General features: G+C 68.8%; 19 protein-coding genes and 1 tRNA gene. 5 read left to right on the top strand and 15 right to left on the bottom strand.

Going from position 1 to position 18,271, the window contains the following annotated elements:
* The first annotated feature begins 4 nt into the window (after window positions 1-4).
* Window positions 5-499, top strand: coding sequence for a flavin reductase family protein (locus tag KRX52_RS06095; protein WP_217680439.1), 495 nt, complete (start codon window positions 5-7; stop codon window positions 497-499).
* A gap of 252 nt (window positions 500-751) precedes the next feature.
* Here the strand turns inward: KRX52_RS06095 and KRX52_RS06090 are convergent.
* A tRNA-Arg gene (locus KRX52_RS06090) sits at window positions 752-828 on the bottom strand.
* A 182-nt stretch (window positions 829-1,010) separates the two neighbouring features.
* Here KRX52_RS06090 and gabD point away from each other — a divergent pair.
* Window positions 1,011-2,465 carry an NADP-dependent succinate-semialdehyde dehydrogenase gene (gene gabD / locus KRX52_RS06085; protein WP_217680437.1) on the top strand — a complete coding sequence of 485 codons (1,455 nt, stop codon included), beginning with the start codon at window positions 1,011-1,013 and terminating at the stop codon, window positions 2,463-2,465.
* 40 nt (window positions 2,466-2,505) lie between these two features.
* On the top strand, window positions 2,506-3,786 hold the full coding sequence (gene gabT, locus KRX52_RS06080; protein ID WP_217680435.1) for a 4-aminobutyrate--2-oxoglutarate transaminase: 1,281 nt from the start codon (window positions 2,506-2,508) through the stop codon (window positions 3,784-3,786).
* 40 nt (window positions 3,787-3,826) lie between these two features.
* Here the strand turns inward: gabT and KRX52_RS06075 are convergent, their stop codons facing one another.
* From KRX52_RS06075 to siaA, 9 genes are all read right to left on the bottom strand, one after another.
* A complete protein-coding gene (locus KRX52_RS06075) occupies window positions 3,827-4,816 on the bottom strand; it encodes a sulfate/molybdate ABC transporter ATP-binding protein (RefSeq protein WP_217680433.1) in 990 nt (329 codons plus the stop codon).
* Between the two features lie 3 nt (window positions 4,817-4,819).
* Window positions 4,820-5,695: a sulfate ABC transporter permease subunit CysW gene (gene cysW / locus KRX52_RS06070; RefSeq protein ID WP_217680431.1), complete on the bottom strand. Its 876-nt coding sequence runs from the start codon at window positions 5,693-5,695 to the stop codon at window positions 4,820-4,822.
* Window positions 5,696-5,708: 13 nt separating this feature from the next.
* A complete protein-coding gene (gene cysT, locus KRX52_RS06065) occupies window positions 5,709-6,527 on the bottom strand; it encodes a sulfate ABC transporter permease subunit CysT (RefSeq protein WP_217680429.1) in 819 nt (272 codons plus the stop codon).
* Between the two features lie 150 nt (window positions 6,528-6,677).
* Entirely contained in the window at window positions 6,678-7,676 is a 999-nt protein-coding gene (locus KRX52_RS06060) for a sulfate ABC transporter substrate-binding protein (protein WP_217680427.1), read from the bottom strand.
* A gap of 196 nt (window positions 7,677-7,872) precedes the next feature.
* Window positions 7,873-8,055 (bottom strand): sulfur starvation response protein OscA, encoded by a 183-nt coding sequence (gene oscA / locus KRX52_RS06055; protein ID WP_217680425.1) that lies wholly within the window; start codon window positions 8,053-8,055, stop codon window positions 7,873-7,875.
* Between the two features lie 106 nt (window positions 8,056-8,161).
* Window positions 8,162-8,971 (bottom strand): biofilm regulation diguanylate cyclase SiaD, encoded by an 810-nt coding sequence (gene siaD / locus KRX52_RS06050; protein ID WP_217680424.1) that lies wholly within the window; start codon window positions 8,969-8,971, stop codon window positions 8,162-8,164.
* A gap of 7 nt (window positions 8,972-8,978) precedes the next feature.
* The gene (siaC, locus tag KRX52_RS06045) at window positions 8,979-9,359 is read right to left on the bottom strand and encodes a biofilm regulation phosphoprotein SiaC (RefSeq protein WP_217680423.1); all 381 of its coding nucleotides are present in this window, start codon (window positions 9,357-9,359) and stop codon (window positions 8,979-8,981) included.
* Window positions 9,360-9,381: 22 nt separating this feature from the next.
* A complete protein-coding gene (siaB, locus tag KRX52_RS06040; RefSeq protein ID WP_217680422.1) occupies window positions 9,382-9,924 on the bottom strand; it encodes a biofilm regulation protein kinase SiaB in 543 nt (180 codons plus the stop codon).
* 24 nt (window positions 9,925-9,948) lie between these two features.
* A complete protein-coding gene (gene siaA / locus KRX52_RS06035; RefSeq protein WP_217680421.1) occupies window positions 9,949-11,937 on the bottom strand; it encodes a biofilm regulation protein phosphatase SiaA in 1,989 nt (662 codons plus the stop codon).
* 211 nt (window positions 11,938-12,148) lie between these two features.
* Between siaA and KRX52_RS06030 the strand changes: the two genes are divergently transcribed.
* Both KRX52_RS06030 and KRX52_RS06025 read left to right on the top strand, forming a co-directional pair.
* Complete coding sequence (locus tag KRX52_RS06030; protein ID WP_217680420.1) at window positions 12,149-12,730, top strand: alpha/beta hydrolase; 582 nt, start codon at window positions 12,149-12,151, stop codon at window positions 12,728-12,730.
* 80 nt (window positions 12,731-12,810) lie between these two features.
* On the top strand, window positions 12,811-13,641 hold the full coding sequence (locus KRX52_RS06025; RefSeq protein ID WP_217680419.1) for a sigma 54-interacting transcriptional regulator: 831 nt from the start codon (window positions 12,811-12,813) through the stop codon (window positions 13,639-13,641).
* 78 nt (window positions 13,642-13,719) lie between these two features.
* Here KRX52_RS06025 and KRX52_RS06020 read toward each other — a convergent pair whose 3' ends face one another.
* The 5 genes from KRX52_RS06020 to KRX52_RS06000 form a co-directional block, all read right to left on the bottom strand.
* Window positions 13,720-14,772 carry an extracellular solute-binding protein gene (locus KRX52_RS06020; RefSeq protein WP_217680418.1) on the bottom strand — a complete coding sequence of 351 codons (1,053 nt, stop codon included), beginning with the start codon at window positions 14,770-14,772 and terminating at the stop codon, window positions 13,720-13,722.
* A 230-nt stretch (window positions 14,773-15,002) separates the two neighbouring features.
* On the bottom strand, window positions 15,003-15,371 hold the full coding sequence (locus KRX52_RS06015) for a YidH family protein (RefSeq protein WP_217680417.1): 369 nt from the start codon (window positions 15,369-15,371) through the stop codon (window positions 15,003-15,005).
* A gap of 56 nt (window positions 15,372-15,427) precedes the next feature.
* Complete coding sequence (locus KRX52_RS06010) at window positions 15,428-16,468, bottom strand: NADP(H)-dependent aldo-keto reductase (protein WP_217680416.1); 1,041 nt, start codon at window positions 16,466-16,468, stop codon at window positions 15,428-15,430.
* A 108-nt stretch (window positions 16,469-16,576) separates the two neighbouring features.
* A complete protein-coding gene (locus tag KRX52_RS06005) occupies window positions 16,577-17,197 on the bottom strand; it encodes a glutathione S-transferase C-terminal domain-containing protein (protein WP_217680415.1) in 621 nt (206 codons plus the stop codon).
* Window positions 17,198-17,340: 143 nt separating this feature from the next.
* Window positions 17,341-18,255: a TauD/TfdA dioxygenase family protein gene (locus KRX52_RS06000; RefSeq protein ID WP_217680414.1), complete on the bottom strand. Its 915-nt coding sequence runs from the start codon at window positions 18,253-18,255 to the stop codon at window positions 17,341-17,343.
* Window positions 18,256-18,271: the final 16 nt, after the last annotated feature.

Raw genomic sequence — 18,271 nt, 5'->3', positions numbered from 1 at the left:
GAACATGATCGAAGCTAAAGAGTTAAGGCAGGCACTGAGCAACTTCGCGACCGGCATCACCATCGTGACCACCCAGGATGATCGCCAGCAACCGATCGGCGTGACCGCGAGCAGCTTCAACTCGGTGTCGCTGACCCCGCCGCTGGTGCTGTGGAGCATCGCCAAAAGCGCCTACAGCTACGCCAGCTTCGCCCAGGCCGAGCACTTCGCCGTGCATGTGCTGGGGGCCGATCAGGCCGCCCTGTCCGACCGCTTCGCGCGAGCCTCCACCGACAAGTTCGCCGGGCTCGATACCGCCAGGGGAGTTGGCGACGTGCCGCTGCTCCACGGCTGCCTGGCGCACTTCGAGTGCGCGACCGAGCATCGCTACGAGGGTGGCGACCACATGATCATCGTCGGCCGCGTGCTGAAGCTGAGCCTGGCGGAGCGCCAGTGCGACCCCCTGCTGTTCTTCAAGGGGCGCTACGCGACCCTGGATGGGAGCGATCAGGCGGCCTAGGCCAGCGGGCGATCCTTCCTGCGCGCGGCGTGGGAAGGATCCTCGCGCAGGGGTCAACATCGGGCCGACCCCTGTAACAGCCGGGGCACCGAGACACCCCGCAACGCCACTGGACAACGCCGCTGACGGCAGCGGCCATCGGGATCGGCAGGGCGGCGCGTCGATTGAACTGGAGAACATTTCGGGAGGGCGCTGAGCCGAGGAGCGGATCAGCGAACGCCTTCAGGAAAAAGGCGCTGAAGCGAAGGGAGATGGCGCACCAGGCGGGATTCGAACCCACGACCCCTGCCTTCGGAGGGCAGTACTCTATCCAGCTGAGCTACTGGTGCAGCGGGCGCCATGATACGCATGTTGACGGGAGTCGTCCACGGCGCCGAGGGGTGTTCGCGATGTCGAACGCGGCCACCCGCCCGCGCTGCCCTGTGTGGCTTTTTCCGCACAGCCATTGCCCGCCACGCCCGCCCGGCCTAGGATTGTTTGACATTTCGAACATTTCTCTGCGGAGAGCGCAATGGAACTGAAGGACCCCGACCTGTTCCGCCAGCAGGCCTTTGTGAACGGCCAGTGGTGCGAGGCCGACCACGGCGCGCGCACCGACATCTGCAACCCGGCCAGCGGCGAAAAACTGGGCAGCGTGCCGAACATGGGCCGCACGGAGACCCACCGCGCCATCGCCGCGGCGCAGGCGGCGCAACCGGCCTGGCGCGCGCTGACCGCCAAGGAGCGCGCGACCAAGCTGCGCAAGTGGTACGAGCTGATCATGGCCAACCAGGACGACCTGGCGCAGATCATGACCGCCGAGCAGGGCAAGCCGCTGGCCGAGGCGCGCGGCGAGATCGCCTATGCCGCCTCGTTCATCGAGTGGTTCGCCGAGGAAGCCAAGCGCGCCTACGGCGACGTGATCCCGGCGCACGCCGCCGACAAGCGCATCCTGGTGCAGAAGGAGCCAGTCGGCGTCACCGCGGCGATCACGCCGTGGAACTTCCCCAGCGCGATGATCACCCGCAAGGCCGGCCCGGCGCTGGCCGCCGGCTGCGCCATGGTGCTCAAGCCGGCGCCGCAGACGCCGTTCTCCGCCCTGGCCCTGGCCGCGCTGGCCGAGCGCGCCGGGATTCCCGCCGGGCTGTTCAGCGTGCTGCCGGCCGACATCGCCGCCAGCCACGAGGTCGGCGCCGAGCTGTGCGAGAACCCGATCGTGCGCAAGCTGTCGTTCACCGGCTCGACCGCCGTCGGCATCCAGCTGATGGCGCAGTGCGCGCCGACCGTGAAGAAGCTGTCGCTGGAGCTGGGCGGCAACGCGCCCTTCATCGTCTTCGCCGACGCCGACCTGGATGCCGCGGTCGAGGGGGCGATGATCTCCAAGTACCGCAACGCCGGGCAGACCTGCGTGTGCGCCAACCGCATCTACGTGCAGGAGTCGGTCTACGACGCCTTCGCCGCGAAGCTCGCCGCCGCGGTGGCCACGCTCAAGGTGGGCAACGGCAGCGAGGCCGGGGTAACCACCGGCCCGCTGATCGATGCCCGCGCGGTGGCCAAGGTGCAGCGCCACCTCGACGAAGCGCTGAGCCAGGGCGCCCGGGTGCTCGCCGGCGGCCAGGCGCTGGGCGGCAACTTCTTCGCGCCGACCGTGCTGGTCGACGTGCCGCCGAGCGCGCTGCTGGCCAGGGAGGAAACCTTCGGCCCGCTGGCGCCGCTGCTGCGCTTCAGCGACGAGGCCGACGTGATCCGCCAGGCCAACGCCACCGAATTCGGCCTGGCCGCCTACTTCTACGCCCGCGACCTGGGCCGGGTGTTCCGCGTCGCCGAGGCGCTGGAGTACGGCATGGTCGGCATCAACACCGGACTGATCTCCACCGAGGTGGCGCCGTTCGGCGGCATGAAGGCCTCCGGCCTCGGCCGCGAGGGCTCCAAGTACGGCCTCGACGAGTACCTGGAGATCAAGTACCTGTGCCTGGGCGGCATCTGAACCACTGCTGCGGCCGCATCGCGGCCATGCGAGGAAGATCATGGACAGAACCAACGCATCCCTGCTGCAACGCCGCCAGGCCGCCGTGGCCCGTGGCGTCAGCCAGGTCCACCCGATCGTCGCCGACCACGCGCACAACGCCACGGTGGTCGACGTCGAGGGCCGCGAGTACCTCGACTTCGCCGGCGGCATCGCCGTGCTCAACACCGGCCACCTGCATCCCAAGGTGATCGCCGCGGTGCAGGCGCAGCTCGGCAAGCTGACCCACACCTGCTTCCAGGTGCTGGCCTACGAGCCGTACATCGCCCTGTGCGAGCAGATCGCCAAGCGCGTGCCGGGCGACTTCGCCAAGAAGACCCTGCTGGTCACCACCGGCTCGGAGGCGGTGGAGAACGCGGTGAAGATCGCCCGCGCCGCCACCGGCCGCGCCGGGGTGATCGTGTTCACCGGCGCCTACCACGGCCGCACCCTGATGACCCTGGCGATGACCGGCAAGAAGGTGCCCTACGCCGCCGGCATGGGCCTGATGCCGGGCGGCGTGTACCGCGCCCAGTACCCCTGCGCGCTGCACGGGGTGAGCGTCGACGACGCCATCGCCAGCATCGAGCGGGTGTTCAAGAACGACGCCGAGCCGCGCGACATCGCCGCCATCGTCATCGAGCCGGTGCAGGGCGAAGGCGGCTTCTACCCGGCACCGGTGGAATTCATGCAGCGCCTGCGCGCGCTGTGCGACCAGCACGGCATCCTGCTGGTGGCCGACGAGGTGCAGACCGGCGCCGGGCGCACCGGCAGCTTCTTCGCCATGGAGCAGATGGGCGTGCTGGCCGACCTGACCACCTTCGCCAAGTCGGTCGGCGGCGGCTTCCCGATCGCCGGGGTGTGCGGCAAGGCCGAGATCATGGACGTCATCGCCCCCGGTGGCCTCGGCGGCACCTACGCCGGTAACCCGCTGGCCTGCGCCGCGGCGCTGGCGGTGCTGGAGGTGTTCGAGGAAGAACGACTGCTGGAGCGCAGCCAGGTCATCGGCGCGCGGCTGAGCGCCGGGCTGCGCGCGCTGCAGGCCAAGCACCCGAGCATCGTCGACGTGCGCGGCCTGGGCGCGATGGTCGCCATCGAGCTGGGTGTGGGCGGCGACCCGCACCAGCCGGATGCCGAGCTGACCAACCGGCTGGTCGCCCGCGCCCGCGACAAGGGCCTGATCCTGCTGTCCTGCGGCCCCTACGGCAACGTGCTGCGCATGCTGGTGCCGCTGACCGTGGAGGACGCCCTGCTCGAGCGCGGCCTGGCGATTCTCGGCGAGTGCTTCGCCGAGCTGGCCTGAGCGGCGTCCCCGCCGGGTGCGGGGACGCGCACTGCTCGGTTTACGCGCCGACCTGCGAGCGGCTCAGCTGCGGCTTGAAGTACAGCACCTGACCGCGGGCCAGGCCGACCAGCGCCGGATGGTCCTGGGTCACCTCGGCCTCGATCAGCTCGCTCTGGCTGTCGACGCGCAGGGTGACCCGGGTGATCGCGCCGAGCGGGCGGATGTCGCGCACCTCGGCCGCCTCCAGGTCGGCCGCCGCCTCGCGCGCCAGCACCACCTCGTGGGGGCGGAATTGCACGTGGCGATCCTCGCCGACGTGCAGGCGGTTGGAGTCGCCGAGGAAGTGGTAGACGAATTCGCTGGCCGGGCGCTGGTAGACCTCGCCGGGCTGGCCGATCTGCTCGACCACCCCCTTGTTCATCACCACGATGCGGTCGGCGACTTCCATCGCCTCTTCCTGATCGTGGGTGACGAATACCGAGGTCAGGTTGATCTCCTCGTGCAGGCGCGCCAGCCAGCGGCGCAGCTCCTTGCGCACCTTGGCGTCGAGGGCGCCGAACGGCTCGTCGAGGAGGAGGATCTTCGGCTCCACCGCCAGCGCGCGGGCCAGGGCGATGCGCTGGCGCTGGCCGCCGGACAGCTGCTCCGGATAGCGGTCGGCCAGCCAGTCGAGCTGCACCATGTCGAGCAGCTCGTGGACCTTGGCGGCGATCTGCGCCTCGCCGGGGCGTTCCTTCTTCGGCTTCATGCGCAGGCCGAAGGCGACGTTGTCGAACACCGTCATGTGGCGGAACAGCGCGTAGTGCTGGAACACGAAGCCGACGTTGCGGTCGCGCACGTCGTGGCCGGAAACGTCCTCGCCGTGGAAGGCGATGCTGCCGGCGTCCGGGGTCTCCAGACCGGCGATGATGCGCAGCAGGGTGGTCTTGCCGCAGCCGGACGGACCGAGCAGCGCCACCAGCTCGCCGCTGTGGATATCCAGGTTGATGTCGTTGAGAGCCTGGAAGGCGCCGAAGCGCTTGCTGACGTTGCGGATCTCGATACTCATGGCTTATTCCTCGGCAGCGTTCGACTTGAGGCGCGCCAGGCGGGCCTCGCTCCACTGCTTGAGCAGAAGGATGAACAGCGCCAGGGCCAGCAGCAGGCTGGCGACGCTGAAGGCGGCGACGTGGTTGTACTCGTTGTAGAGGATCTCCACGTGCAGCGGCAGGGTGTTGGTGACGCCGCGGATGTGGCCCGAGACGACGGAAACGGCGCCGAACTCGCCCATCGCCCGCGCGGTGCACAGCACCACGCCGTAGATCAGGCCCCACTTGATGTTCGGCACAGTGACGTGCCAGAACATCTGCCAGCCGTTGGCGCCGAGCAGGCGCGCGGCCTCCTCTTCCTGGGTGCCCTGCTCCTGCATCAGCGGGATCAGCTCACGGGCGACGAAGGGCACGGTGACGAACAGGGTGGCCAGCACGATGCCGGGCACGGCGAAGACGATCTGCACGTCGCGCTCGCTCAGCCACTCGCCGAAGAAGCCCTGGGCGCCGAACAGCAGCACGTAGATCAGACCGGCGATCACCGGCGACACCGAGAACGGCAGGTCGATCAGGGTGACCAACAGACTCTTGCCGCGGAACTCGTACTTGCTCACGCACCAGGCGGCGGCGACGCCGAACAGCAGGTTGAGCGGCACCGAGATGGCCACGGCGATCAGGGTCAGCTTCAGCGCAGCGATGGCGTCCGGCTCGACGATCGCCGCGAAGAAGGTGCCCAGGCCCATCTTCAGCGCCTCGCTGAGCACCACGTAGAGCGGCAGCAGGAGGAACAGGGCGAACACCAGCCAGGCGCTGACGATCAGCAGGTTGCGCCCCAGCGCATGGCCGCGGCGCGCGGCGTTGGCATGGGCACTGGCGGAGGCAGCGGTTACGGATGACATGACGGCTTCCTCCTCACGGGGTTTCGATGCGGCGCTGCAGCAGGTTGATCAGCAGCAGCAGGACGAAGGACACCACCAGCATCAGCACGCCGATGCTGGTGGCGCCGGTGTAGTCGTACTGGTCGAGCTTGACCATGATCAGCAGCGGCAGGATCTCGGTCTTCATCGGCATGTTGCCGGCGATGAAGATCACCGAGCCGTACTCGCCGACGCCGCGGGCGAAGGCCAGGGCGAAGCCGGTCAGCCAGGCCGGCAGCAGCGCCGGCAGCAGCACGTGGCGGAACACCTGCAGCGGCTTGGCGCCCAGGCAGGCGGCGGCCTCCTCGACCTCGCGCGGGATGTCGGCCAGCACCGGCTGCACCGTGCGCACCACGAACGGCAGGGTGACGAAGGTCAGCGCCAGGCTGATGCCCAGCGGGGTGAAGGCGATCTTGAAGCCCAGCTCGCCGGCCAGCTGGCCGATCAGGCCGTTGGGCGTGTACAGCGCGGTCAGCGCGATGCCGGCCACCGCGGTGGGCAGGGCGAACGGCAGGTCGATCATCGCGTCGATGATCTTGCGCCCGGGGAAGGTGTAGCGCACCAGCACCCAGGCCAGCAGGGTACCGATGATGCCGTTGATCACCGCGGCGACCAGGGCGGTGCCGAAGCTCAGCTTGAGCGCAGCCAGCACCCGCGGCGCGGAAACGATGGCCCAGAACTCGCCCCAGCTGAGCTGGGCGGCGTGGACGAACATGGCACCCAGAGGAATCAGCACCAACAGGCTGAGGTACACCAGGGTGTAGCCCAGCGTCAGCCCGAAGCCGGGTATGACGGGGGAAATGCGGCGGGACATAGGCTCCTCTGGATCACATGACGGGATTCGCCGCGCGGCGAACCGGTGGATTATGCAGCAAAACGCTGCAGTGCCCGGAAAGGCTCTGCAGCGCGGGATACAGCCGAGTCTAGCCCCGCCATCCGGCGGGACCGGTCAGGCCGCCGATGGTCACTGGGCCTTGTAGATCTGGTCGAACACGCCACCGTCGTTGAAGAACTTCGGCTGAGCGACCTTCCAGCCACCGAAATCCTTGTCGATGGTGGCCAGCTTGAGACTGGGGAACTGCTTGGCGAACTCGGCGGCAACCTTGGCGTCACGCGGACGGTAGAAGTTCTTCGCCGCGATGCGCTGGCCTTCCGCGCTGTACAGGTAGTTCAGGTAGGCGGTGGCCACTTCGCGGGTGCCTTTCTTGTCGACGTTCTTGTCGACTACCGCCACCGGCGGCTCGGCGAGGATCGACAGCGACGGCGCGACGATCTCGAAGTTCTCGCCGCCCTCTTCCTGCAGGGCGAGGAACGCCTCGTTTTCCCAGGCCAGCAGCACGTCGCCGATGTTGTTCTTGACGAAGGTGATGGTCGAGCCGCGGGCGCCGGTGTCCAGCACCGGGACGTTCTTGTACAGCTGCTCGGTGAATTCCTGAGCCTTGGCCTCGCTACCGTACTTCTGCTGGGCATAGGCCCAGGCGGCGAGGAAGTTCCAGCGCGCACCACCGGAGGTCTTCGGGTTGGGGGTGATCACTTCCACGCCCGGCTTGACCAAGTCGTCCCAGTCCTTGATCTGCTTGGGGTTGCCCTTGCGCACCAGGAACACGATGGTCGAGGTGTAGGGGGTGCTGGCCTGCGGCAGGCGGCTTTGCCAGTCCTCCGGGATCAGCTTGCCGAGCTTGCTGAGTTCGTCGATGTCGCCGGCCAGGGCCAGGGTCACCACGTCGGCCTTGAGGCCGTCGATCACCGCACGGGCCTGCTTGCCCGAGCCGCCATGGGACTGCTGCACGACCACGGCCTCGTGGCCCTGGGCCTGCCAGTGCTTGTTGAAGGCGGCGTTGTATTCCTTGTACAGCTCGCGGGTCGGGTCATAGGACACGTTGAGCAGAGTGGTCTGTGCCTGCACGGCCGCGCTGAGGGACAGGCCGGCGAGAGCGGCCAGGGCGAAACGACGAATGGACATGCTGTTGCTCCTTGGTGCGCGCCTCTGCGGCACGCCAATCAATTCAGGGTGGTGAAGGTCTTGGCTGGACTTCAGCGACACATTCGCCAGCAACAGCGGCGGTAGAGGTGCGTGCTCATGGCGATACTCGTGCTCATCTGGTTATGGCTCGGGGTCATGTTCACGCCCTCTGGTGATCCAGTCGGGCTGGTCGGCGTCAGGCCTGGCGCGTGGCTGGTGACTGCAGACGGAATTTTTCCTTGCGCTCGATCTGCACCACCTGACCATTGTGCACGGTGATTTCCACCGCACCAAACCGCAGGCCACGCAGGGCGTTGTTGATCTCGCGCAGGAGGCTGGCCTCGTCCTGGCCTTCGATACTGCGAACGGTTGCGCTCATGCTGATGCTCCTTGATCGGTTCGCCACCGGCTGGAAGGGTTGGCGTGGACGCATCTTAGGCAGAGCCTGAATATTCTTAAAAATACTGTTTAAGAATTTTTATATACTATTCAGATATATTCAGGCTCGACCCTGTCGCCAGCACGCAGCGATCGCGGCCATTGCGCTTGGCCGCGAGCAGCGCCGCATCGGCGCGATTGAGGGTCTGCGAGTAGCCCTCCCCCGCCAGGCATTCGGCCACGCCGAAGCTGGCGGTGAGCGACAGTTCGCCGCTGTCGACCGGCACCCGCAGCTCGCGCAGCGCGCCGCGCAGCCGCTCGATCAGCGGCACCGACTCGGCCAGCGTGGTATCCGGCAGCAGCAGCAGGAACTCCTCGCCGCCCCAGCGGCCACACAGGTCGCAGCCGCGCACGGCGCCCTGCAGCATCCGGGCGATCGCGCTGAGGGCGCGGTCGCCGACCTCGTGGCCCCAGGTGTCGTTGACCTGCTTGAAGTGGTCGATATCGATCATCGTCAGCACGAAGGCACTCCCGCTGCGCTGGCTGCGCAGCTCCTCCTCGCGCAGGCGCTCCATCAGCAGGCGACGGTTGGCCAGGCCGGTGAGCACGTCGCGCTGCGCGGCATCCTTGAGCGCCTGGTTGAGGTCGCGCAGCATGTCCTGGTAGCGGTCGGAGATGCGCGCGACCTTCTCCAGCTGGCGCAACTGGCGGTGGTAGCGCTCGGACAGCGAGAGATTCTGTTCGCGCGCCAGCGACTGGTAGCCGTCGGAAATCCGCGCGATGCGCTCGAGCCGCGACAGCTGGTCGAGGTTCTGCTGCTGCAGGCGGGCCAGCGCCTCGCGCAGCGGATGGCCGTAGTGGCCGGGATCGCTCAGCAGGGTTTCCACCAGCTCGTCCAGTTCGCTCTCGCTGCTCATCGCCCGGTCACTCGCTGTAGGGAAGGATCGCGAAGGGGAAGCTGCAGTCCTCGCGGAACTCCTCGGCCAGTTCGGCGACCCGCTCGTTGCGGCTGTCGTAGTGCCAGTTGACGCCGACCGGCCGGCCCGCGCGATGGGCCTCCTCGAGCAGGTCGAAGATGTCCATCAGCGCCTTGATCGAGCTGGTGTTGAGGTACAGCAGGCGCAGCTCCAGGGTCAGCGGGCGGGCCTCCTCGCCCAGAAAGCGCTCGACCCAGTCGATCACCTGGCCGAACAGCTCGAAGGAGTTTTCCGGATAGGAGTCACCCTGCATGGCCAGCAGGCCGGCGCTCCAGTCGCCCTGGATGGCCGGAGTGGACTGGGTGCCGGAGATGTTCAGTTCAGTCATGGCAGTACTCGTGCGAAGAGGGTCAGATGACGGCGCGCAGGCTGAAGAAGGCGCGCCCGTCCGCTTGTTCCTTGAGCGAGGCGAGCAGCGGCGAGCTCGACTTGCGGGCGATGTCGAGCAGGCCGAGGCCGGCGCCGCTGGCGCATTCCCCGTTGCGCGGCTTGCGCAGCTGCTCCTTGTAGGCGGCCTTGAGCTGGGCCTTGTCCAGTGGCGCCAGGCCCTCGACCAACTCGACCAGGCGCTGGCCGTCCGCGCGCTCGACCAGGTTGCCGGCCGCCACCACGTAGCGACCGGCGGCGTCGCGGGAAATCGCCACGGTGGCTGCCGCATCCTGCTCGCTGTAGTGCATGCGCGTGGCGTAGTGGCGGATGTTCTGGGTCATCTCGATGTACACGGCGAACACGTCCATCGCCGCCGACGGCTGCGCCTGCTCGGCCGCCAGGTAGTTGCGCAGCGCGTTGCCGATTTCCTCGATCAGGCTGCGCGAGATCGGCCCGTTGAAGCAGAGCATGACGCGCTGGCGGTTGTACTGCTCGCGCATGGCCAGCAGATCGTTGGTATCCATGGGCACTCCTTGTGGGTTCTGCAGCTAGTCGAAACGGAAGGACAGCACGGTGATGTCATCGCGCTGCGGCCGCTCGCCACGGTACGCCGCCAGGCTGGCGACGAACAACTCGGCCTGCTCGGCCAGCGGGCGCCGCGCGTGGCGGCGCAGCAGTTCGCCGAAGCGCCGGTTGCCGAAACCGAAGCCATGCTCGCCGCCGGCCTGGTCGAGAAAACCGTCGGTGCACAAATAGAAGGTCCAGCCGGCCGGCAGCTCGATGTCGAGATTGGCATATTCGCCCTGGCGCTTGTCCGCCAGGGCGCGACGGCTGCCCTTGAACTCGCGCACCTCCTCGCCGTCGCTGGCGAACAGGGCGATCCGCGCGCCGGCGAAGCGCAGCCGGCGCGCGCGACGGTCGACCCACACCAGGCCGGCATCCATGTTGGTCGCCAGCGCCTGCGACAGCGGCTCCTCGCCGAGCATGCCGCGCACGGTGCGGTCGGTTTCCTGCAGGATCGCCGCCGGATCGTCGGCACCGGCCACGCCGATGGCATGGTCGATGGCCGCCTGCGCCAGCATGGTCATCAGCGCGCCGGGCACGCCGTGACCGGCGCAGTCGACCACGCCGAGCAGACAGCCGTCCGCGTGGTCGCGGTAGACGTAGAAGTCGCCGCCCACCACATCGCGCGGCTTCCACAGCACGAAATGCTGCTCGCCCAGCGCGGCGGCCAGCTGGCGGGCGGGCAGGATGGCGCGCTGGATCAGGCTGGCGTAGTCGATGGAGTCGTCGATCTGCTTGTGCGCCGCCGCCATCTCGCGGTTGGCCTGCTCCAGCGCATGGGTGCGCTCGCGCACCTTGCCCTCCAGCTCGGCGGTGTGCTGGTGGACCTGCGCGGCCATGCTGGCGAAGGCCGCCGACAGTTCGCCGATCTCGTCGCCGCGCGCCGGCGGCAGGTCGGTGTCGTAGCGGCCGGCGGCAATCGCCTTGGCCGAGCGCTTGAGGCTGCGCAACGGCTGCAGCAGCAGGCGCTCCACCGCGTAGGCAAAGCCCAGCAGCAGGGCGGCCAGCAGCATCACCAGGGTGCCCAGCAGCGGCCACAGCCAGCGGTTGTCGAGCACCTGCGCGGCGTGCAGGTCGACGGCGGTGAGCAGGTGCCAGCGCAGCGGGGCAATGTAGCTGAGCGCCAGCAGGCGCGGCTGGCCGTCCAGGCTGACCCGCAGGATCTGCACGCCGTCCGGCTCGGCCTCGGCGCGACGCATGGCGGCACGCAACGCCTCACGCTCGGCGGGCTGCGGCAGCAGGTCGAACACCTGCGCGGCGGCGGCGCTGCCGGCGACCCCCGAGTTGTAGGCGATGCGCGCCGGGTCCGGATGGGCCTGGATGGCGCCGTCGGCGGCCAGGATCATCGGCGTCACTCCCGGCTCGCGGCTGACGATGAAGCGGTCGATGAAGGTGCTCAGGTCCATGCCGGTGCCGGCCAGGCCGAGCACCTGCGCGCCGTCGCGCACCAGCACGTTGAACCACACCTTGGTGACCTTGAGCTTGTGGTCGATATTGACGTTGAGGTTGTAGTCGGCGGCGCCGCGGATGCTGGCGAAGAACCAGGCGTCCTGGGGATCGGCGGGGTTGAGCACGTAACGCGGCTGCTGGCTGGTCGGCTGACTGGCGTCGTTGAAGTAGTAGTGGCCGTTGCCGGGGATGACGAACCAGGAGTGGTCGCGAAAGTCGCGCTGGTAGCCCTCGGCTTCGGCGAAGAACGCCGTGCGGCGGCCGCCATCCGCCTCGGCCAGCAGCCACTGGCGGGTCAGCTGCGCATCGGCGAAACGCCGCGCCAGCGCCAGCTCGCGCGCCACCGGGGCGAGGATGCGCTCGCGGTGCAACAGGGCGAAGTTGCGCGCATAGGCCTCGCCGAAGTGCTGGCGAATGTCTTCCATCGCCCGCCAGCCCAGCAGTACCGCCGGGATCAGTGCCAACACGCATGCCAGCAGCAAGGCCAGTACCGACTTGCTGCGCAGCCCCCAATTCGCCGCCATGCCTAACTCCCTGTCGCGGGTTGCGTCCTCGCGAGAGCAAACCGGCATTGTGCAATGCCGCAGGGTTTGCGGGGAGGTAGACACTCCGGATGTGATGCACATCACAGATGCAAAGCCATACAAGTTATAAATAAATAATTTCTTATTCCTTAACAGATCAGAATTCGCCTCCTACACTGTGCGCCATACGTCACCTGCCGAGGGTCCGCGCATGCGCAGCCACGCCATCCACTACCTGATCCTGCCGGGCTGGCAGGGCTCGCCCGCCGAGCACTGGCAGAGCCACTGGCAGCGCAGCCTGCCGGACGCCAGCCGGGCCGAGCAGCGCGACTGGCAGACGCCGCAGCGCGCGGACTGGGTGGCCACCTTGGAGCGGCATATCGTCGCCGCCCCCGGCCGGCTGATCCTGGTGGCGCACAGCCTGGGCTGCGTGACCCTCGCCCACTGGGCCGCCCAGGCCGCGCCGGCGCTGCTGGCCAAGGTCAAGGGCGCGCTGCTGGTGGCGCCGGCGGATGTCGAGCGCCCCGGCTGCCCGGCGGAGCTGCAGAACTTCGCGCCGATGCCGACGCAACTGCTGCCCTTCCCCAGCCTGCTGGTCGGCTCGGACAACGACCCCGCCGCCACGCCGGCGCGGGCGCTCGAGCTGGCCCGCCAGTGGGGCGCCGAACCGGTGCTGCTGGCCGGCGCCGGGCACATCAACGTCAAGTCCGGGCACTGTCGCTGGGAGCAGGGCTTCGCCTACCTGTACCGCCTGCAGAACCTGATCGAACAACATGCCCGCCGCCTGGCCTGAGCACCTGTCCCCGCACCGCCCGGCGGCGGACGCCGAATTCCTCTGAGCGACCGGAGCCAGGCTCCGGCGCGGAGCCTGCCATGAGTCCGCACAATCCCCTCGTCCAGCCCGTGCTGACCTTCGCCGACGCCGAGCGCAGCCCGCTGAGCATCCGCGCCAAGGCGCTAATGTTCGTCGACCCGCGTTCGCGCCAGCTGTACGAGGAAGTCGAACGCCTCGCCCCCGCCCATCCGCCGGTGCTGATCCACGGCGAGACCGGCACCGGCAAGGAGCTGCTGGCCCGCCACATCCACCGCTCCAGCGGCCGCGCCGGGCTGTTCGTCGCCCTCAACTGCGCCAGCCTCAGCCCGCAGCATGCCGAGGCCGAGCTGTTCGGCCACGCGCCGGGCGTCTACAACGGCTCGGCCAGCAGCCGCGCCGGCTGGTTTGGCTCGGCCCACGGCGGCACCCTGTACCTGGACGAAATCGGCGACCTGCCGCTGACCCTGCAGGGCAAGCTGCTGCGCGCGCTGGAAACCCGCGAGGTGCTGCGCGTCGGCGCCCGCGAGGCGAGCCCGGTGGATGTGCGCCTGGTCGCCGCCACCAGCTTCGACCTGACCCGCGCCGCGGCGGTCGGCAAGTTCGACGCCCGCCTGCTGCGCTACCTGGACGATGGCCACCTGTTGCTGCCGCCGCTGCGCGAGCGGCCGGGCGACATCCTGCCGATGGCCGGCTACTTCCTCGGCATGTACGCCCAGCGTCTCGGCCTGGCGCCGCCGGTGCTCGACGCCCAGGCGCAGCGCGTGCTCGAAGCCTATGCCTGGCCCGGCAATACCCGCGAGCTGGAAAGCGTCATCCACTTCGCCCTGCTGGTGTGCAGCGACAGCATCGCGCCGCAGCACCTCAATCTGCCGCTGGCGCCCGCCGTCTAGCGCGCCGCCAGGCGTCAGGCCGCAGTCCCGGCGCCGGCGGCGGGCCGGCCAGCGGCACCGCCCGCCGGCCCCCGCGGTTCAGCGCTGCAGCAGCGACCAGGAGGCGTCCACCAGGTTCTTTCTGGCCGGATCCAGCGCCTCGAGATAGTAGAACTTGCGCCGCTGCTCGCTGGAGACCACCAGCTCCGGATGCTCGCTGGCCAGCTGGGTCATGGCCGGCGCATCGGGACGCGAGACCGGATAGAAGCGCGTCTCGCGGGCGGTGCGGGTATTGGCCGCGGCACTGGCGAGGTAGTCGATGAAGCGATGTGCCGCCTCGACGTGCTCGGCCTGGCGCGGGATCGCCATGGTGTCGATGAAGATCAGCGCGCCCTCCTTCGGGGTGACAAAGCGCAGCGGTGCGCCCGCCGCACTGGCCTTCAGCACATGCCCGCTCCACGCCAGGGCCATGCACAGCCGGCCGTCGGCCAGCGCCTCGACGTAGGACGCGTTGCCGAAGCTGGCCGCCTGGTCGCGCAGGGCGGACAGATCCTCGCCGGCCTGGTAGATCTCCCGCTTGCTGCTGTGGGCCAGGCTCTCGCCCTTGTAGTTGAGCAGCAGCGACACCGCCTCCAGACGCGCATCGAGCAGGCCGATGCCGCACTTGGCCAGCCGCCCGCTGTTCTTCGCATCGAACAGCAGGCTCCAGCTGTCCTCGGGCTCGGCGCCCAGGGTCTCGACCACCTTGGGCGCGTTCAGCGCCAGGCCGACGGTCCCCCACAGATAAGGCACCGCGTAACGGTTGTTCTCGTCGAAACTGCTCAGGACCGCCAGCAGGTCGGGGTTGACCTGCGCCAGGTTGGGCAGCCGGGCCGGATCCAGCGGCTGCAGACGCTTCTCGGCGAGCAGTGCCGGCAGCTGGAAATGGGTGGGAAAGACCACGTCGTAGCGGACGCCGGCGAGCATGTCCTCGCCCGACGCGTAGGTCGCGGACTCGACGCGGATGCCGGTCTGCTTCTGGAAGTCCTCGATCACCCCGGGAGCCAGCCGGCCCTGCCAGCCATACACCCGCACCACGTCTTCCTGCGCCTGCGCCAGACTGGCTCCCAGACCGATGCCCAGGCCCAGCGCCAACAGCGTCCGTTTCATCATTGCCTACACTCCTGCTCCAATGTTGGTGAGCGAACCGCAGCCGCGGATGGCGGTCTTGCCCATCCCTGCGGGTACTCACTGCATCCTTGACGCCGGCCGTATGGCGCGGCTCAGATATGCATTATGTAGCAGGTTGAAATATTCTTTTAACGCATTTGGTTATATGCATATTTGCCGGCGACCCACCTTCCGGCGGCCGCCGCCCGCTCTGCCATGCGCCTCTCACGCCTTCAGACGCCAGCGAACAGGATGCCCAGCAGACCCAGCCCCAGCGCCGCGACCAGCAGGTTGATCAACGGGCCGGCGTTGACGCTGTAGCCCGTGGGGATCTCGATCGGCTTGAGGGTCCTGACCACCTTGCGGTACTGCCAGGACGAACTCACCGCCACCGCGGCGCCCAGCAGCAGGAAGCCCAGGCCGATCCAGAACGACACGCCGCGCTGCAGCTGGGCATCGCCGGGGCGCAGGATCAGGTGCATGAACAGGCCGAAGCGCTCGATGACGAAGCCGAAGGCCATCAGCGCCAGGCTGGTGCGGTTCCACGCCAGCAGCGTGCGCTCGGCGGCGAAGAACACCCGGGGATCGTTGAGCTCGGACATGACGTCGCCTCGACAGGAAGAAGGTCGGAGCGGCGCCAACCGCTCCGGAGATGGGCTCAGGGCGCCGGGTTGGGCTGCTCGGTATGGATGCGCTCGATGCCGGCCAGCAGCTCGTCGCTGAGGGTCAGCTCGAGGCTGGCCAGGTTGCTGTCCAGCTGGGCGAGGCTGGTGGCGCCGAGGATGTTGCTGGTCACGAACGGCTGGCGGGTAACGTAGGCCAGCGCCAGCTGCGCCGGGTCGACGCCGTGCTCGCGGGCCAGGGCGACATAGGCGCTGGCGGCGCGGCGCGCCTGCGGGTTGTTGTAGCGCTGGAAGCGCTCGAACAGGGTCAGTCGTGCCTTGGCCGGCTGCGCGCCGTTCTCGTACTTGCCGGACAGCAGGCCGAAGGCCAGCGGCGAGTAGGCCAGCAGGCCGACCTGCTCGCGGATGGCGATTTCCGCCAGGCCCACCTCGAAGCTGCGGTTGAGCAGGTTGTAGGGATTCTGGATCGACGCCACGCGCGGCCAGCCACGGGTCGCGGCCAGGTGCAGGAAGCGCTGCACGCCCCACGGCGTTTCGTTGGACAGGCCGATGTGGCGGATCTTGCCGCTCTTCACCAGGCCGTCGAGCACTTCCAGGGTCTCCTCGATCGGCGTGATGTGCGCGTCCGGGTCGTGCTGGTAGCCGAGCTGGCCGAAGAAGTTGGTCTGCCGGTCCGGCCAGTGCAGCTGGTAGAGGTCGATGTAGTCGGTCTGCAGGCGCTGGAGGCTGCCGTCCACCGCGGCGATCAGGTTGGCGCGGTCGAAGTGGTTGCGCCCGCCGCGGATGTGGCTGATGCCGTTGCCCGGCGCCGCCGCCTTGCTGGCGAGGATCCAGTCGCTGCGCCCGCCATGGCGCCGGAAGTAGTTGCCGATGATGGTCTCGGTGGCGCCGGAGGTCTCCGCCTTCGGCGGCACCGGGTACATCTCGGCGGTATCGATGAAGGTGATCCCGGCGGCCTGGGCGCGGCGGATCTGCTCGAAGGCTTCGGCCTCAGTGTTCTGTTCGCCCCAGGTCATGGTGCCGAGCGCCAGCGCGCTGACCTGGAGGTCGGTGGTGCCGAGGGGGCGGTAGATCATCGGGGGCTCCGGTGGAGAGAAGGACAGAAAATCAGGGTACTCGATAAGCCAAGGCTCCTGCAGCACGCGGGCGGCAGGAGCCGGGAGAGTCGAGCGCGGACGGTGAACTCAGCGTAGCGCTTCGGCGGCCAGCGCTCGCTGCGTCGCCGCGCGGGACTGGAACGCCTCGCGGGCGCGGGCCAGGTTGTGCAGGTCGGTGAAGCGCTCGCCCAGGCGCGGCAGCCAGCCGGCGAACACGCCGAGGTAGGCGTCGGCGATGCTGTAGCGCTCGCCCACCAGCCACGGGCGGCCTTCGAGGTGGCGGTCGATATGCGCCAGCGCTTGGTGCAGCTGCTCGGCGGCCTGGGCGCGGATGCCGGGATGGGCGGCAACGTCGGCCGAGTAGCGCTCCGGACGGTTGAGCGGGCGGAAGCCGCCGACATGCACTTCCGAGGTCAGGTAGCCGATCCAGCTCTGGATCTGCCCCCGCTCGGCGCTGCCCGCCGGGGCGAACAGCCCGGCCTCGGGGTTGAGGTCGGCCAGGTAGGGCAGGATCGCGCTGTTCTCGGTGATCAGCGTGCCGTCGTCGAGCGACAGCGCCGGCACGCGGCCCAGCGGGTTGATGCGGTGGATCGGCGAATCGGGGGTGCGCAGGGCGACCACCTCGACCTGAATCGGCAGCTGCAGCTCGTGGACCAGGCTGTGGGCGGCCAGCGAGCAGGCGCCGGGGGCAACGTAGAGAACGCTCATGGAGTACCTCGCAAACAGGACGGCCCGCCGCGGGCGGGCCATCCGGGTGAAGGGGGGCGGCCGGGGCGCGTCCCTTGCGCGCCGGCCGGCACGGGTTGGCTTCCTGCCTCGGCGCCTCCCTGCGCCGCTGTCCAGGTTGCGCCTCAGCCGGCCTTCTGCAGCGCCGGCTTGTCCGCCTCGGTCAGCGGGGTGCGGGTGTCGGCGCTCGGCTTGATCGCGCGGCTGCTCTCGCCGCTGACCGACACCGGGATCTCGCCGTGCACGGTGCTGCGGCGCACGATGCGCCGGGCGCTGCCGTAGTCGTCGACGGCGATGTGCTGGGTGGCGCGGTTGTCCCACACCGCCAGGTCGCCCTGGCTCCAGCGCCAGCGCACGATGTTCTCCAGGCTGACGATGTGCGCCTGGAACAGGTCGAGCAGCGCCCGCGAGTCGCGCGAGTTGAGACCGACGATGCGGTCGGCGAAGTGGCCGAGCAGCAGCGCCTTCTCGCCGGTTTCCGGATGCACGCGCACCAGCGGGTGCTCGCTCTCGTAGACGGTGGAGGTGAATTGCTCGCGGAAGCGCTTGTTGGCCACCGCCTCGATCTGCTTGGGCGCCGCGTAGTCGTAGTCGTTGGTGTGGCGCACCCACAGGCTGTCGGCCAGCTGCTTGAGCGGCGCGGGCAGGTGCTGGTAGGCGCTGACGGTATTGGCGAACACGGTGTCGCCGCCGAACTCGGGGATCACCTCGCCGCGCAGGAAGGTGATCTTCGGGTAGTCGACCACGAAGCTGATGTCGGTATGCCAGGAGTTGGCGCGCGAGCGCTCGGAGTCCACCTCGAGGATGCCGGCGGTGTTGGCTTCCGAGGGCGTGGTCGGGTGCACCACCAGGTCGCCGAAGCGGCTGGCGAAGGCTTCCTGCTCGGCGTCGGAAAGGTGCTGTTGCGGGAAGAACAGCGCCTTGTGCTTGAGCAGCGCCTGCTGCAGCTCGGCGAACTGCGCGTCGGACAGGTCGGTCACGCGCACGCCGCTGACGGTGGCGCCGATGCGGCCGGTGATGGGTTGGATGTTCAGGCTCATGTCGGTTCTCCCTGGC

It is taken from the genome of Geopseudomonas aromaticivorans, from assembly GCF_019097855.1.
Lineage (GTDB): Bacteria > Pseudomonadota > Gammaproteobacteria > Pseudomonadales > Pseudomonadaceae > Geopseudomonas > Geopseudomonas aromaticivorans.
The sequence above is the reverse complement of the archived record's forward strand: the minus strand, read 5'-3'. Positions and strand labels throughout refer to the sequence as shown.